The organism is Actinomarinicola tropica, from assembly GCF_009650215.1.
In the GTDB taxonomy this organism is placed as follows: Bacteria; Actinomycetota; Acidimicrobiia; order Acidimicrobiales; family SKKL01; genus Actinomarinicola; species Actinomarinicola tropica.
Genome location: NZ_CP045851.1, coordinates 285179 through 300173, shown reverse-complemented (window position 1 = coordinate 300173; position 14995 = coordinate 285179). Strand labels below are relative to the sequence as shown.

The window sequence follows — 14995 nt, the reverse complement described above, 5'->3', positions numbered from 1 at the left end:
GCTCCTCAGGTCTGGGGGAAGGCGTGCGGGAGGAGGTCGGGCAGGTCGCCTGCCACCAGTCCACGGGGGAAGCCTAGGACGCCGGCCCGCCCGTGGAGGTGTGCCCCGGCCGCCGCCGCCCCCAGGGGATCGGTGCCGACGGCGAGCAGCGCCGCGACCACGCCGGTGAGGACGTCGCCGGTGCCGGCGGTGGCGAGCCGCGCGTCCCCGGCGGTGACGACGAGCGCCCGCCCGTCGGGCCCGGCGACGACGGTCGTCGGGCCCTTCAGCAGGACCACGGACCCGGTCCGGGCCGCCAGCCCACGCCCGGCGTCGAGGCGGTCGGCGGGGACCGGGTGGCCGAGCAGCCGCTGGGCCTCGCCGTCGTGGGGGGTGAGCACCGTCGGGCCGGGGCGGTCGGCGAGGACCGCCGCCGGGTCGTCGCCGAGGGCGTGCAGACCGTCGCCGTCGACGACGACGGGCGTCTCGAGCGCACCGAGCAGGCGGCGCACCTCGTCCGCCGTGTCGCTGGCCCGACCGAGTCCGGGGCCGAGCGCAAGGGCGCGGAACCGCTCGGCGTCGGCGAGGACGGCGTCGGCCCACCCGTCGCTCGGCAGGGGCGTCCCCACCGCCTCGGTGGGCCGACCGGGGTCGTCGTCGAGGCCCGGCGTGGAGAGGCGCACGTACCCGGCGCCGGCACGCTGCGCGGCGCGCGCCGTGAGGTGGGCGGCACCGGTCATCCCCGGTGACCCGGCCACGACCCACACCGCGGCGTGCCACTTGTGGGCGTCCGTCGGCCGGGAGGGCACGAGCCGGGCCACGTCGGCGTCGGTGACGAGGTGGGCGCGCGCGGCCGTGGTGTCGAGACCGATGTCGGCGACCTCGACGGCACCGGCCAGCTCACGGCCCCGCCCGAGCAGGAGGCCGGGCTTGAGGGCGGCGAAGGTGACGGTGCGGTCGGCGGCGAGCACGCCGTCGCCGGCCTCGCCCGTCAGTCCGTCGACCCCGGAGGGCAGGTCGACGGCGAGCACGGGGATGCCCGCCGCCACCTGTGGGGCGTCGAAGCCCGGCCGGGCTCCGGTGCCGAGGGCCGCGTCGACGACGAGGTCGACCCCGTCGATCCGAGCCGGCAGGTCGCCGAGCTCGTGGACGACGACACGCACGCCACGGCGCGCCAGCCGCCGCGCGGCGTCGCGGCCGTCGTGCCCGTTGTTGCCGGGGCCGGCGAGGACCGCCACGCGGCGGCCGTAGCCACCGCCGAGCATGCGCAGCGCCGCTCGGGCGGTGGCGGCGCCGGCTCGGCCGATCAGCACCTCGACCGGTTCGGGGGCGGCACGATCGATCGCACCCATCTCGGCGGGTGTGACGATCGGGATCACCGACCCCGCTCCCCTCCCGCCTCGGCGGCCCGGTCGGCGAGGATGGCGACGAGGCGGTCGTCGGGACCGAGGTGCTCCGCCATCGAGAGAGCGACGCCGGGGTGGCGGACGGTGGCCTCGTCGACGAACGCCGGGATGTCACGGCGGGTGTGGTTCCCGGCGTGCAGGAAGTAGGGCACGAGCACGACGCGCTCGGCCCCGTCGGCCACGGCGGCGTCGATGGCGTCGGGGATCGACGGCTCGTTGATCTCGAGGTACGCCGGACGGACGTCGATCCCGGCCGGGGCGCGGGTGCCCAGCGCGGCGCAGACGGCGTCGTGGTCGGCGGTGACCCCCGGGGCGCGGCTGCCGTGGGCCACGACGAGCCAGGTCGTGCCGCTCACAGCGCCACCGCCGTGGCCTGCGCCAGCGCGTCGGTGTGGGTGAGCGACAGCCGCCACTCGCGGACGCCGTGCTCCTCGGCCACGGCCGCGGCACGACCGTGCAGGCGCAGGTCGGGGCGCCCGGTGTCGTCGTCACGGACCACCTCGATCTGGGCGAGCGGCATGCCGCCGAGGCCGAGTCCGAGGCACTTGAGGACTGCCTCCTTGGCGGCGAACCGCACCGCCAGCCGCGGGGTGGGGTCGGCCTGGCGGGCCGCGTAGGCCCGCTCGTCGGCGGTGAAGAGCCGGTCGGCCATGGTGGGCGTGCGCGCCAGCACGGTGCGGAAGCGGTCGATGTCGACGAGGTCCACGCCGATGCCGATCACGTAGGCGTCACCGGTCGGAGCGCCAGCGGTCGGCCAGCGGCTGGATCGGCGAGGTGAGCAGCTCGACGACGGGGACCTCGGCGAGGAGGTCGTCGCGGAACGCGGGCTCGGTCTCCATGACGGCGTCCCGCAGCGCGGCGTACCGGCCGCGGTACCCCTGCAGGACCGAGCGCGCCGCACCCGCGGGGAGGTGGTCGGTGAGCGCCACGTGCAGCAGCGTGATGCCGGTGGTCTGCTGCCCCTTGACCTCGGGCACGAGGACCGTCGTGCGGGCGTCGCTGCGGCCCACGTTGACGAACACCCGCCGCTCGAGGGCCACCTGGTTCTTCGTGCCCCGCAGGTGGGGGTCGCGGTCGGTGCGCGACGGGATGTCGACGGCGATGCCGCCCTTGTCGATCACCGTGATCGTGGCCGGGGCGCCCTCGTCGTCGAGGCCGTCGATGGCGTAGCGGGTGAAGCCCCGCACCTCGGCGACGGCAGGGTCGAGGTCGGCGAGCGACTTGAGCGTGGCGTAGTTGAGCCGGTCCCGGCCGGCGCCGGCGTCGAGCACCGCCCGGACGAGCGCCACGTCGAGGATCGACTCGTCGGAGCGGGAGATGCCCACGGTGACCGTCTTGGCCTGGTGCTTGATGGCGTCGATCGGCCGGGTGAGCTCCTCGATGCCCCGGGTGAGGGCGTCGGTGAGGTCCTCGACGACCACGCCGGGCGTGCCGACCTTGCCGACCTCGACCTCGTAGGCGTCGAGCGGCGCCGACCCCAGTGCGAAGCGCAGGGTCGTCGAGAGGCGGACCGCCGTGCTCGACTCGAGGTGGCCGTCGTAGTCGCCGGCGCGGAGGCCGTCGAAGAAGCGCGCGGCGAGCGGGGCGAGGCGGGGGCGCAGCGCCGAGAGCACGGCCTCGGCGTCGCGCTCGGTGGACGCCAGCTCCTCGATGGCGGCGCGCGCTTCGCGCAGCGGCAGCGCCTGGGCGTCGATGGCGAGCGCCGCTTCGTAGCCGAAGAGGTGCCCGGCCATGGCGGACAGCACGAAGCCGAGGTCCGGGTGGACCGACGGGACCGAGATGACGTCGAGGGCCGCGGCGTACCGGGACTCGCCCTCGCCGGCGATCACGATCGGGGCCGCCTTGTGGGCCCGGTAGATCGCGACCTCCTTCGCCACGTCGTCGGCCGTCGAGCCGGTGAGGCCGGTGGCGCACACGAGGATCATCGGCTCCGACGAGAGGTCGATGTGCTTCTTGTCCTCGGTGCCGTCGCAGGCGATCGACTTGTAGCAGAGCTCGGAGAGCTTGATCCGCAGCTCGCGGGCGGCGATGAGGTTGCGGCCGTTGCCCACCATCGCCCACGAGCGGCGGCTCGGGGCGAACGCCTGGGCGGCCCGGGCGATGGCCGGGCGGGCCTCGAGCGTGGCGGCCATCGCCTGGGGGAGGTCGCGGAGGGCGGCGAGGAGCTCCTGGTGCGGCCGGTCGCCGATCGAGACGCCGACCGCCTCGGCCACGGCGACGGCGAGGAGGAAGCCGGCGGCGACCTGGGCGTAGAACGCCTTGGTGGACGCCACGCTCATCTCGACGTCGCGGCCGTCGGACGTGTAGAGGACGCCGTCGGACTTGTCGGTGAGGTCGCTGGCGCGCCGGTTCACGATGGCGATCACCCGGCCGCCCCGTGCCCGGACGAGGTCGACGGTGCGGTTGGTGTCGGTGGTGGTGCCCGACTGGCTGATGGCCACGACGAGCGTGTCGGTCATGTCGTGGCGCAGCCCGAAGCCGGACAGCTCGGTGGCGAGCGCGGACTCGACCCGCAGGGGCGTGTGGGCGACGAGGTCGGCCAGGACGGTGGCCAGGCTCTGGCCGGCGACCGCCGCCGTCCCCTGCCCGACGACGAGGACGCGGGTGATGCGGCCCGCCGCCAGGTCGTCGCGGACGTCGTCGGGGAAGCTGGTGGGCGCCAGGCGGACGTCGAGCCGGCCGTCGGGCCCGGTGAGGAGCTTGCCCCGCAGGGTCGACCGGAACGATCGAGGCGCCTCGGAGATCTCCTTCAGCAGGAAGTGGGGGTGGTCGCCGCGGTCGATGTCGCGGGTGGTGATCGCCGGAGCGACGAGGTCGTCCTCGGCGACGGGGAGGGGCGTGCCGTCGTAGGAGAGGCGCTCGACGCCGGCCACCTCGCCCGCCATGCGGGCGTCGAGGACGACGATCTGGCCCCGGCTCGCGACGGGGCTGTCGGGGTCGGCCGGCGTCTCGCCGTCCATGCGGAGGTAGCTGGTGGCCTCCTCGATCACGCCGTAGGGCTCGCTGGCGGCGATGAAGGCGTCGTCGGCCATGCCGACGTAGAGCGCCTGGCCGCTGCCCCGCAGCGCCAGGCACATGCGGTCCGGATCGCTGGCCGCCGAGGCGGCGATGGCGACCGATCCGTCGAGCGCGGCGACCGTCGAGCGGAACGCGTCGGCGAGGTTCGTGCCCGACGCCAGGTGGCGCGACACGAGCGTGGGGATGACCTTGGCGTCGGTGGTGATCTCCGCCGCGATCCGGAGGCCCTCGGAGGACTTCAGGTCGGCGAAGTTGTCGACGTCGCCGTTCAGGACCGCGGTGACGTAGGGCCCCACCGAGCCGCCGAGCTCGGTGGAGTCGAGCGGGTGGGCGTTCGGCTGGGAGATGATGCCCACGCTCGCCCAGCGGGTGTGGCCGAGCACCTGTGCTCGAGCGGTGTCGTTGTCGAGCGCCATCCGCAGGAGCGCGTCGGCGCGCACGGCGTCGCGCAGGGCGCGGGTGTTGTCGCCGAGCTCGCCGATCTCGGCCGCGGCCTTGTAGACGAAGGCCAGCGCACCCGACGGGGTGCGGACCGCCCCCGAGGTGAGCAGCGGGTCGTCGATCCGACCGTCGAGCAGGGCGGCAACGGCCGGCGCGTCGAGGTCGAGGCCGTGATCGGTGACGAGCACCTGGATGCCGGCGGAGTCGCGGCCCCGGACCTCCAGGCGGTCGAGCGCGGACAGCGACTGCTGGACGGACAGGTAGCCGGCCAGCGCCGCCGGGGCCGGGTTCGCGCCGGCGAGGTCGGCGACCGCCTCGGCGGTGCGGATGCGGTCGTGGCGGACCGACCACGAGGCGTCCTTGATGCGGATGAGGGTGGCGTTGAGGGCCTCGAGGCCGCCGTCGAGGGTGACGTCGCCGGCGTCGAGACGGGCCTCCAGGCGGGCGACCACGGCGTCGACGACGTCGAGGGCGGCCCGCAGCGCCGGGCGCAGCGCCGGGTCGGCCAGCAGGACCGTCACGCCGGCGACGCCGCGCAGGGCGGTGTCGGCGGACTGCAACCCGTCGGCGACGGACTCGAGCCGGGCCACGTCGGGCGAGGCGTCGAGCCCCGGCACGGCGTCGGCCGCGGCCTGCACCGAGGCGAGCACCTCGGACGCGTCGGGGAGCTCGCGGACGCCCGGTCGTCGCACCACAGCGATGATCCCGCACATACCTCGAACCTCTCCCAGTCGACAGCCCGCGTAGGGCGGCGAGTCTACGGGGCGGTGGTGCCGCTGCGGCTGGCGGCCGCCTCCACGGCGGCGACGAGCTCGTCGACGGCGGCTTCGGCGCTGGCCGATGTCTCGGCCTCGACCATCACCCGCACGACGGGCTCGGTGCCGCTGGCGCGGACGAGCACCCGGCCCCGCTCGCCCAGCTCGCGCTCGACCCGGTCGACCTCCTCGGAGATGGCGGACACGACGGCCCCGGCGCGACCCGCGATGCGCACGTTGCGCAGCACCTGCGGGTAGCGGGTCATCGTGGTCGCGGCCAGCTCGCTCAACGGGCGCCCCGACCGCACGAGAAGGTCGAGCAGCTGGATGCCGGTGAGGATGCCGTCGCCGGTGGTGGCCAGGTCTCGGAAGATGATGTGGCCGGACTGCTCGCCACCGAGGGGCCACCCGCCGCGCTCGAGGGCCTCGAGCACGTAGCGGTCGCCGACCTGCGTCTCGACCACGCCGATCCCGCGCTCGGCCATGGCCAGCCGCAGCCCGATGTTGCTGTACACGGTGACGACGACCGTGTCGTCGGCCAGCGCGCCCCGCTCGTGGCGGTCGATCGCGAGCATGGCGATCATCTGGTCGCCGTCGAGCAGCGTGCCGGTGTCGTCCACCGCGAGCACGCGGTCGGCGTCGCCGTCGAAGGCCAGGCCGGCGTCGGCACCCGCCGCGACGACGGCGGCACGCAGGTCGTCGGGGTGCGTCGACCCGCAGCCGTCGTTGATGTTGCGACCGTCGGGCTGGTCGTGGATGACCTCGACGTCGGCGCCGAGGCGTGTGAGGAGCGATGCCGCGTGGCGGGAGGCCGCCCCGTTGGCGCAGTCGATGACCACCTGGAGGCCGTCGAGGCGACGTCCGTCCAGCGAGCCGAGGAGGGCGTCGCCCCAGCGGCTGACCAGGCCCTCCGCCGGCCGGATCTGGCCGACCTTGGCGCCGGTGGGCACCGGAGCCTCGGGCTCCTCGCCCTTCAGGATCCGGTCGAGCTCGGCCTCGAGGCGCTCCTCGTCGCTGTCGGACAGCTTGGCGCCCCCGGCTCCGAACAGCTTGACGCCGTTGTCGGCGAAGGGGTTGTGCGACGCCGAGATCACCGCGCCCGGCAGACCGTCGGTGGCGGCCACCCACGCGACGGTGGGCGTCGGCACCACGCCGAGGAGGTCGACGTCGATGCCCTCGGCGGCGAAGCCGGCAGCGAGGGCGGACTCGAGCAGCGGACCCGACCGACGGGTGTCGCGGCCGGTCACGACGCGCCCCACCCGAGCCGCGTCGAGTACGCGCGCCGCGGCACGCCCGAGGGCGAGCACGAGCTCGGGCGTGAGCTCGGCGTTGGCCACGCCGCGCACACCGTCGGTTCCGAAGCGAAGGGTCATCAGGCCTCCCTGCTCGCCGCCCGGACCACGCGACGTAGCCCGACGAGCAGCGCGCTCAGCGCTTGGAGTACTGGGGCGCCTTGCGGGCCTTCTTCAGGCCGTACTTCTTGGACTCCTTCTCGCGGGCGTCGCGAGTGAGGAAGCCGGCCCGCTTGAGCACCGGGCGGAGGTCGGCGTCGATCTCGACCAGGGCCCGGGCGATGCCCATGCGGAACGCGCCCGCCTGGCCGGTGGGGCCGCCACCGTGGAGGGTGGCGTCCACGTCGTACACGTCGGCGGTCTCGGTGATCTTCAGCGGCTCGCTGAGGATCATCCGGTGCGTCTCGGTCGGGAAGTACTCCTCGATCGGACGGCCGTTCGCGGTGATGGTGCCCGAACCGGGACGGATGCGGACGCGAGCGACGGCCTCCTTGCGGCGACCGGTGGACTGCACGAGGGGCGAAGGCATGCGGGAAGCGACCTCTGGTTCAGGCTGTCGGGCGATCAGACAGCGCGACGGGCGCCGTCGATGACGAGCGGCTGCGGGTTCTGGGCGGCGTGGGGGTGCGTCGGGCCGGCGTAGACCTTCAGCTTCTTCAGCTGGGCGCGGCCGAGGCGGTTCTTCGGGAGCATGCCCCGCACGGTGCGGCGCACGGTGTCCTCGGGCGACCGGGCGAGCTCCTCGCCGAAGGAGCGGGAGCGGATGCCGCCGGGGAACCCGCTGTGGCGGTAGACGCGCTTGCTCTCCGCCTTGTTCGAGGTGAGGACGACCTTGTCGGCGTTCACGATGATGACGTGGTCGCCGGTGTCGACGTGGGGGGCGAAGATCGGCTTGTGCTTGCCCCGCAGGACGCGAGCCACCTCGGTGGCGACCCGACCGAGGACGAGGTCTTCGGCGTCGACGACGTACCAGCTGCGCTGGATGTCGGCTGGGCGAGGGGTGAAGGTGCGCACGCGTGGACTTCCTGGTGAACGTTCGATCGGGACGGGCCGGGCGTCTCCGTCGGGGGACGAGCGCGCCGGCGCCAAGGCAACGGGAAACTCTAGGCCCGGGGTCAGGCTAGGGGCAAACGCGGGACAAACCATCCCCCCTCGGGCTGGCGCACCTGCTAATCGGCCGACCCCTCCCCGAGCTCGACGTGCCACAGGACGAGGCCCTGCGGCGGCGCAAGGCGCCCGGCGGCGTGGCGGTCCCGGGCCCGGATCACGCCGAGCACGTCACCCGCGTGGCGGCGGCCGAGCCCGACCTCGACCAGCAGGCCGACGATGCTGCGGACCATCTGGTGGCAGAAGGCGTTGGCCCGGATCTCGAACCGCAGGAGGCCATCGCCGAGGTCGTCCCACCGGGCCGACCGCACCCGCCGCACCATGACGGGATCGGCGCCGTCGGTGCGCTTGGGCTTGCGGCAGAACGACGTGAAGTCGTGCTCGCCGATGAGCGGATCGCAGGCGAGGCGCATCGCCGCCAGGTCGAGCGGGGCGTCGACGAACCAGGAGCGGTCGGCGAGCAGCGGGTCGGGCACGTCGCGGTTGAGCACCGTGTAGCGGTACGTCCGGGCCGTGGCCGAGAACCGGGCGTCGAACCCGTCGGGCGCGACCGCGGCGTGGCGCACGGCGACGTGGGGCTGGAGCATCTTGTTGAGCGCGTCCCGCAGGGCCTGCGGGTCGAGGCCCTCGGCGGGCGCGTCGAAGCTCACCACGTTGCCGTGGGCGTGGACGCCCTTGTCGGTGCGTCCGGCGACGGTCAGCTCGACCGTGCGCCCGAGCAGGCGGCCGAGCGCGGCGGCGAGGTCGCCCCCGACGGTGCGCACCCCGGCGTTGGGGGCGAAGCCGTGGAAGGGGGCGCCGTCGTAGGCGACGACCATGCGGACGCGTGCGACGGGTCCGGAGGTCTCCGGCTCGTCGGGGGTCGAGAGGTCGAACAGGGTCGGGCTCTCGTAGCCGGGGTCCGGCACGGCCGACGCCCGGCTCGGCTCCTAGACCAGCTCGATGCGCGCCGTCGGGGCGTTGTCGCCCGAGCGCGTCCCGAGCTTGAGGATGCGGGTGTAGCCGCCCGGACGATCGGCGTAGCGAGGGCCGACCTCGTCGAACAGCTTGGCCGCGACCTCTTCGTCACCGAGGAACGCCACGACCTGGCGGCGGTTGTGGATGCCGCCCTTCTTGGCCTTGGTGATCATCTTCTCGGCGACCGGGCGCAGGGCCTTGGCCTTGGCCTCGGTGGTGACGATGCCCTCGGCCGCGATCAGCGACGCGACGAGGTTGGCCATCATGAGCCGCTGGTGAGCGGCGTCGCCGCCGAACCGGCGGCCCTTCTTCGGGGTGGCAGGCATGGCAGGTCAGTCCTTGCCGCGGAGCGACAGGCCCCGCTCATCGAGCTTGACGATGACCTCGTCGAGCGACTTCTGGCCGAAGTTCGTGATGGCCAGCAGGTCATCCTCGGACTTCTGGAGGAGCTCGCCCACGGTGTTGACCTGGGCGCGCTTGAGGCAGTTGCGGGGACGCTCGGACAGGTCGAGGTCCTCGATCGGGAGGTCGAGGTCGGGCGAGCCGGACCCGGTGGGGCCGACCTCGCCGAGCTCGAGGCCCTGCGGCTCGTCGCTCATCTCCTCGACGAGCTGGACGAGCGAGCGGAGCGTGGCGCCGGCGGAGGCCAGGGCCTCGCGCGCCGTGATCGAGCCGTCGGTCTCGATGTCGAGCACCAGCCGGTCGTACTCGGTCGACTGCTCGACGCGGGTCGGCTCGACGTCGAAGGTGACCCGGCGGACCGGCGAGAAGATCGAGTCGACGGGGATGACGCCGATCGTGGAGGAGGTCTTGTTCTTCTCCGCGGTGGCGTAGCCCCGGCCCTTGGCGACGGTGATGTCGAGGGCCAGGCGGCCGTTGTCGTCGAGCGTCGCGATCTCGAGCTCGGGGTTGAGGACCTCGACGTCGGCGGTGGGCTCGATGTCGCCGGCGGTGACGGTGCGGGGGCCGGCCACGTCGAGGCGCAGGGTGACGGGCTCGTCGGTGTGGACCTTCAGGACGAGGTCCTTCAGGTTGAGGATGATGTCGGTGGCGTCCTCGGTGACACCGGGGATGGTGTCGAACTCGTGCAGGGCGCTGTCGAAGCGCACCTGGGTGACGGCGGCGCCGGGGATCGACGACAGCAGGGTGCGGCGCAGCGAATTGCCGATGGTGTAGCCGAAGCCGGGCTCGAGCGGGCTGATGGCGAACAGCGCGCGGGGCGTGTCGCCGTCGCCGATGGCCTCGACCGAGGGGCGCTGGATGACGAGCATGTGCGGAGAACCTCTCGCGAACGGACGGGGTGGCGGGGAGCCGGGCGGTTACTTGCTGTAGAGCTCGACGATGAGCTGCTCGCGGACGGGCACGTCGATGTGCTCGCGCAGCGGCAGCTCGCGCACGGTGATCTGGAAGCCGCCGTCGGCTGCCTCGATCCACGGCGGCGGGGTGCGGCCGAGCACGTCGAGGTTCCAGGTCACGGTGACCATCTCGCGGGACTTGTCCTTCAGCTCCACGACATCGCCCTTGCGGACGCGGTAGCTCGGGATGTCCACCCGCTTGCCGTTCACCTTCACGTGGCCGTGGCTCACGAACTGCCGAGCCTGCGGACGCGTCGCGGCCCAGCCGGCGCGGTAGACGACGTTGTCGAGGCGCAGCTCGAGGAAGCGCAGCATGTTCTCGCCCGTCACGCCCTCCTTGCGGCTCGCCTCCTTGTAGAGGTTGCGGAACTGCCGCTCGGTGAGCCCGTAGGAGAAGCGAGCCTTCTGCTTCTCCTGGAGCTGGAGGAGGTACTCGGAGGCGTTGCCCCGGCGGCGGGTGCGGCCGTGCTCACCCGGCGGGTAGGGCCGCTTCTCCATCGCCTTGTTCTCGCCCTGGGTGCCCCAGATGTTGGCGCCGAGGCGCCGGGACACGCGAGCCTTCGGACCGGTGTAGCGCGACATGTCAGACCCTCCGCCGCTTCGGGGGGCGGCAACCGTTGTGCGGGACCGGCGTGACGTCCTTGATCCCGGTGACCTCGATGCCCGCCTGCTGGATGGACCGGATCGCGGTCTCGCGACCGGAGCCCGGGCCCTTCACCACGACGTCGACCTTGCGGACGCCGTGCTCCATCGCGGCGCGGGCGCACTTCTCGGCGGCCATCTGCGCGGCGTAGGGGGTGGACTTCTTCGAGCCCTTGAAGCCGACGTTGCCGGCCGAGGCCCACGACAGCGTGTTCCCGTCCTGGTCGGAGATCGCGATGATCGTGTTGTTGAACGAGCTCTTGATGTGCGCGACGCCGTAGGTGACGTTCTTGCGCTCGCGCTTGCGGGGACGCCGGCCCCCGGGCTTGGGCTTGGCCATCGGTCAGTACTCCAGGGGGGTGTGGATCGAGGTGGTCGGGTTCACTACTTGCGAACCTTCTTCTTGCCCGCGACGGTCTTCTTCGGGCCCTTGCGGGTGCGGGCGTTGGTGTGGGTGCGCTGGCCGCGGACCGGGAGCCCCTTGCGGTGGCGGAGGCCCTGGTAGCAGCCGATCTCCATCTTGCGCTTGATGTCCTGGGACACCTCGCGGCGCAGGTCGCCCTCGACCTTGAGGTTCGCGTCGATCCAGTTGCGGATGCGCGTCACCTCCTCGTCGGTGAGGTCGCGCACGCGGGTGCTCTGGTCGATCCCGGTGGCCTCGCAGATCTCGGAGGCCTTGGTGGGGCCCACGCCGTAGATGTAGGTGAGCGAGATCACCAGCCGCTTCTCGCGGGGGATGTCGACGCCGGAGATTCGTGCCATGTCAGCCTTGCCTCTGCTTGTGCCGCGGGTTCGTGCAGATGACCCGGACGCGTCCGTGACGGCGGATCACCTTGCAGTTGTCGCACATCTTCTTGACGCTCGGTCGTACCTTCATCTGAGGTCCTTCTCTGGGGCGCCGACGGGCGCCGGTGTGTCCCGGGGGCCGGGACGGGTCACTTGTAGCGGTAGGTGATCCGACCGCGGGTCAGGTCGTAGGGAGTCAGCTCCACCTGGACGCGATCGCCGGGCAGGATGCGGATGTAGTGCATGCGCATCTTCCCGGAGATGTGGGCCAGCACCTTGTGGCCGTTCTCGAGCTCGACCCGGAACATGGCGTTCGGGAGCGGCTCGATGACCGTTCCCTCGAGAACGATCGCGTCTTCCTTGGGCTTAGCTATGACTGTCCTCCAGCTCGGACCGGTACAACGGCGGCCACGCCGCCAGTGGGGCGGCGCCCCACGTGGGACGGGCGACGGGCGGCGCGAACCGACCCGGCGCAGGGCCGAAGGGGTACGTTAGCGCGCTCACCCGATGAGTCCAACTCCGCGGCGTCGCGGTGTGGCAGACTCCCCGGTCGCGCGCCCTCGGCGCGGCGGTGGCGGCAGGCGCTCACGGTCGGGTGAGGATCTCGGGGCCGTCGGCGGTGACCACGACGGTGTGCTCGGCGTGGGCCGACCAGCGCCCGTCGGCGGTGGCCACGGTCCAGTCGTCGTCCAGCAGATCGGCCTCGGGCCCGCCCATGTTGACCATCGGCTCCACCGCGAACGTGTTGCCCTCGGCGAAGGTGAGGCCGGTGCCGGGCTGGCCGTAGTTGGGCACGTCGGGGCGCTCGTGCATGGCGCGCCCGATGCCGTGCCCGACGTAGTCGCGCACGATGCTGAACCCAGCGGACTCGGCGACCGAGGCGATGGCGTGGCCGAGGTCGCCCATCTGCCGCCCGGGGACGAGCTGGGCGAGGCCGGCGGCGAGGGCCGCCTCGGTGACCTCGATGAGCCGCAGCGCCTCGGGGTCGGCGTCACCGACCGGTGCGGTGTACGCGGCGTCGGCGTGCCAACCCTCGACGATCGCGCCGCAGTCGATCGAGACGATGTCGCCGTCCTCGAGCACCCGGTCGCCGGGGATGCCGTGCACGATGACGTCGTTGGGCGAGGCGCAGATCACACCCGGGAACGGCGGGTTGCCGTAGCCGAGGAAGTTGGAGCTGGCGCCGCGGCGCTCGAGGACGTCGCGGGCGATGCGGTCGAGCTCGCCGGTGGTGACGCCGGGCCGCAGCGCGGCGCGCGTGCGCTCGTGCATCTCGGCGACGACCCGACCGGCGCGCCGCATCGTGGCGAGGTCCGCCGCCGAGCGGCGCGGCAGCCCGCTGGAGCGCTTCAGGATCGGCCCTTCACCTCGTCGATCGCGGCGACGAGGCGAGCGAACACCTCGTCCATCGTGCCGAGGCCGTCGACGGTGACCATCAGGCCCTTGTCCTCGTAGAAGGAGATGAGGGGCTGGGTCTCGCGCTCGTAGAGCTCGAGGCGGCGGTCGATGGCCTCGTCGGTGTCGTCGGCCCGACCACGCTGGCGCATGCGCTCGCGGACCTCGTCGAGGGGCACGTCGATGTTGACGACGGCGTGCAGCCCGCCGAGCGGCGCGGCCAGGTCCTCGAGCGACTCGGCCTGGGCGACGGTGCGCGGGAAGCCGTCGAGGAGGAAGCCGCTGCTGCGGGCGTCGTCCTTCGCCAGGCGCTCCCGCACGATGCCGATGGTGATCTCGTCGGGCACCAGGTCGCCCCGGTCCATGATCTCCTTGGCCCGCACGCCGAGCTCGGTCTCCTCCGCCACCGCGGCGCGGAACATGTCGCCGGTGGAGATGTGGGGGGCGCCGTAGTGGTCGGCGAGGCGCACGGCTTGCGTGCCCTTCCCCGCACCCTGGCGACCGAGCAGGACGAGACGGACGGCAGTCACTTCAGGAACCCCTCGTAGTTGCGCATCATGAGCTGGCTGTCGATCTGCTTCATCGTCTCGAGGGCCACGCCGGCGGCGATGAGCAGCGAGATGCCGCCGAACGCCGAGTTGGCCTGGTCGTTGCCGACCACGACGGAGAGGATGATGTTCGGCACCAGCGCCACCGCGGCGATGAAGAGCGCGCCGGGGAGGGTGATGCGGGAGAGGATCTTCCCGAGGTACTTCTCGGTCTGGGGCCCTGGACGGATGCCGGGCACGAAGCCGCCCTGCTTGCGCAGCGTGTCGGCCTGCTTGGCCGGGTCGAACTGGATCGCCGTGTAGAAGTAGGCGAAGCCGACGATGAGCAGGCCGAAGATCACGATGTAGAAGATGTTGTCGGCCACGAGCAGGTTGGCGTCGATCCAGCGTCGGACCGAGTCGCCCCACCCGGTGGTGGGCAGCACCTGGGCGGCGAGGATCGGCAGGTAGAGCACCGAGCTGGCGAAGATCACCGGGATGACGCCCGACTGGTTGACCTTCAGCGGGATGTAGGTGTTCTGCCCGCCGTACATCCGACGCCCGACCACCCGCTTCGCGAACTGGACGGGGATGCGGCGCTGGCCCTGCTCGACGAACACGATCGCCACCAGGATGACGACGAGGATGGCGATGACGCCGGCGAGCACGACGTTGCCGCTCTCGGCCTGGATCTGCGCCCCCTGGCCCGGGAAGGTCGAGATGACCGAGGCGAAGATGATGAGCGACATGCCGTTGCCGATGCCCCGCTGGGTGATCGTCTCACCCATCCACATGATGAGGGCGGTGCCGGCGGTCATCGTGATGACGATGAGCAGCACGCGGGGCACGGTGAACTCGGTGAGGATGTTGAAGTTCGGCTGGTCCTGCACCAGGCCGCCGCCGCCGTTCGCGAAGAGGAACGTGAAGCTCGTGGACTGGAGGACGGCGATGGCGATCGTGAGGTAGCGCGTCCACTGGGTGATCTTGCGCTGACCGACCGCCCCCTGCTGCTGCCACTGCTCGAGCCGGGGGATCACCACCGTCAGGATCTGCATGATGATCGACGAGGTGATGTACGGCATGATGCCGAGCGCGAACACCGAGAAGTTGGTGAGCGCGCCACCGGAGAACAGGCGCAGGAAGGCGAGCGCGCCGCCGCCGTCGGCCTGGTCCCGGAGGGCGCTGAGCGCGTCCAGGTCGATGCCGGGGACGGGCACGTGGGCGCCGAACCGGTACACCGCCAGCAGCAGCACGGTGAAGCCGATCTTCTGGCGGAGGTCCTTGACCTTCACCATGTTCTTCAAGGTGGACAGCACTGACGTTCCTCGCCTTTCC

General features: G+C 72.6%; 18 protein-coding genes. All 18 read right to left on the bottom strand.

Annotation, left to right across the window (positions count from 1 at the left end; translation table 11 throughout):
- Positions 1-5: 5 nt before the first annotated feature.
- Complete coding sequence (locus tag GH723_RS01545; protein WP_153758005.1) at positions 6-1358, bottom strand: NAD(P)H-hydrate dehydratase; 1353 nt, start codon at positions 1356-1358, stop codon at positions 6-8.
- The gene (locus GH723_RS01540) at positions 1355-1741 is read right to left on the bottom strand and encodes a sirohydrochlorin chelatase (RefSeq protein ID WP_195210453.1); all 387 of its coding nucleotides are present in this window, start codon (positions 1739-1741) and stop codon (positions 1355-1357) included. Before GH723_RS01540 ends, GH723_RS01545 begins: the two co-directional genes overlap by 4 nt.
- Positions 1738-2106: a holo-ACP synthase gene (locus GH723_RS01535; RefSeq protein ID WP_153758003.1), complete on the bottom strand. Its 369-nt coding sequence runs from the start codon at positions 2104-2106 to the stop codon at positions 1738-1740. The genes GH723_RS01540 and GH723_RS01535 overlap by 4 nt, the downstream gene beginning before the upstream one ends.
- A 7-nt stretch (positions 2107-2113) precedes the next feature.
- The gene (locus tag GH723_RS01530; RefSeq protein WP_229022958.1) at positions 2114-5536 is read right to left on the bottom strand and encodes an SIS domain-containing protein; all 3423 of its coding nucleotides are present in this window, start codon (positions 5534-5536) and stop codon (positions 2114-2116) included.
- 65 nt (positions 5537-5601) lie between these two features.
- Positions 5602-6972: a phosphoglucosamine mutase gene (gene glmM, locus GH723_RS01525; RefSeq protein WP_153758001.1), complete on the bottom strand. Its 1371-nt coding sequence runs from the start codon at positions 6970-6972 to the stop codon at positions 5602-5604.
- A gap of 55 nt (positions 6973-7027) precedes the next feature.
- The gene (rpsI, locus tag GH723_RS01520; RefSeq protein WP_407650257.1) at positions 7028-7459 is read right to left on the bottom strand and encodes a 30S ribosomal protein S9; all 432 of its coding nucleotides are present in this window, start codon (positions 7457-7459) and stop codon (positions 7028-7030) included.
- The gene (gene rplM / locus GH723_RS01515) at positions 7456-7905 is read right to left on the bottom strand and encodes a 50S ribosomal protein L13 (protein ID WP_153757999.1); all 450 of its coding nucleotides are present in this window, start codon (positions 7903-7905) and stop codon (positions 7456-7458) included. The genes rpsI and rplM overlap by 4 nt, the downstream gene beginning before the upstream one ends.
- Positions 7906-8060: 155 nt before the next feature.
- Positions 8061-8906 carry a tRNA pseudouridine(38-40) synthase TruA gene (gene truA, locus GH723_RS01510; RefSeq protein ID WP_153757998.1) on the bottom strand — a complete coding sequence of 282 codons (846 nt, stop codon included), beginning with the start codon at positions 8904-8906 and terminating at the stop codon, positions 8061-8063.
- A 21-nt stretch (positions 8907-8927) separates the two neighbouring features.
- A complete protein-coding gene (gene rplQ / locus GH723_RS01505) occupies positions 8928-9281 on the bottom strand; it encodes a 50S ribosomal protein L17 (RefSeq protein WP_153757997.1) in 354 nt (117 codons plus the stop codon).
- A gap of 6 nt (positions 9282-9287) precedes the next feature.
- Positions 9288-10226, bottom strand: a complete 939-nt coding sequence (locus GH723_RS01500; RefSeq protein WP_153757996.1) for a DNA-directed RNA polymerase subunit alpha — start codon at positions 10224-10226, stop codon at positions 9288-9290.
- Between the two features lie 48 nt (positions 10227-10274).
- Entirely contained in the window at positions 10275-10892 is a 618-nt protein-coding gene (gene rpsD, locus GH723_RS01495) for a 30S ribosomal protein S4 (protein ID WP_153757995.1), read from the bottom strand.
- Between the two features lies 1 nt (position 10893).
- Positions 10894-11292, bottom strand: a complete 399-nt coding sequence (gene rpsK, locus GH723_RS01490) for a 30S ribosomal protein S11 (protein ID WP_153757994.1) — start codon at positions 11290-11292, stop codon at positions 10894-10896.
- A gap of 44 nt (positions 11293-11336) precedes the next feature.
- Positions 11337-11714 (bottom strand): 30S ribosomal protein S13, encoded by a 378-nt coding sequence (gene rpsM, locus GH723_RS01485; RefSeq protein WP_153757993.1) that lies wholly within the window; start codon positions 11712-11714, stop codon positions 11337-11339.
- Between the two features lies 1 nt (position 11715).
- On the bottom strand, positions 11716-11829 hold the full coding sequence (gene rpmJ / locus GH723_RS01480) for a 50S ribosomal protein L36 (protein WP_153757992.1): 114 nt from the start codon (positions 11827-11829) through the stop codon (positions 11716-11718).
- A 58-nt stretch (positions 11830-11887) separates the two neighbouring features.
- On the bottom strand, positions 11888-12112 hold the full coding sequence (gene infA, locus GH723_RS01475; protein WP_153757991.1) for a translation initiation factor IF-1: 225 nt from the start codon (positions 12110-12112) through the stop codon (positions 11888-11890).
- 211 nt (positions 12113-12323) lie between these two features.
- A complete protein-coding gene (gene map / locus GH723_RS01470; protein ID WP_267471356.1) occupies positions 12324-13073 on the bottom strand; it encodes a type I methionyl aminopeptidase in 750 nt (249 codons plus the stop codon).
- A gap of 14 nt (positions 13074-13087) precedes the next feature.
- Complete coding sequence (locus GH723_RS01465; protein ID WP_153757989.1) at positions 13088-13663, bottom strand: adenylate kinase; 576 nt, start codon at positions 13661-13663, stop codon at positions 13088-13090.
- Positions 13660-14976: a preprotein translocase subunit SecY gene (secY, locus tag GH723_RS01460; RefSeq protein WP_153757988.1), complete on the bottom strand. Its 1317-nt coding sequence runs from the start codon at positions 14974-14976 to the stop codon at positions 13660-13662. Before secY ends, GH723_RS01465 begins: the two co-directional genes overlap by 4 nt.
- Positions 14977-14995: the final 19 nt, after the last annotated feature.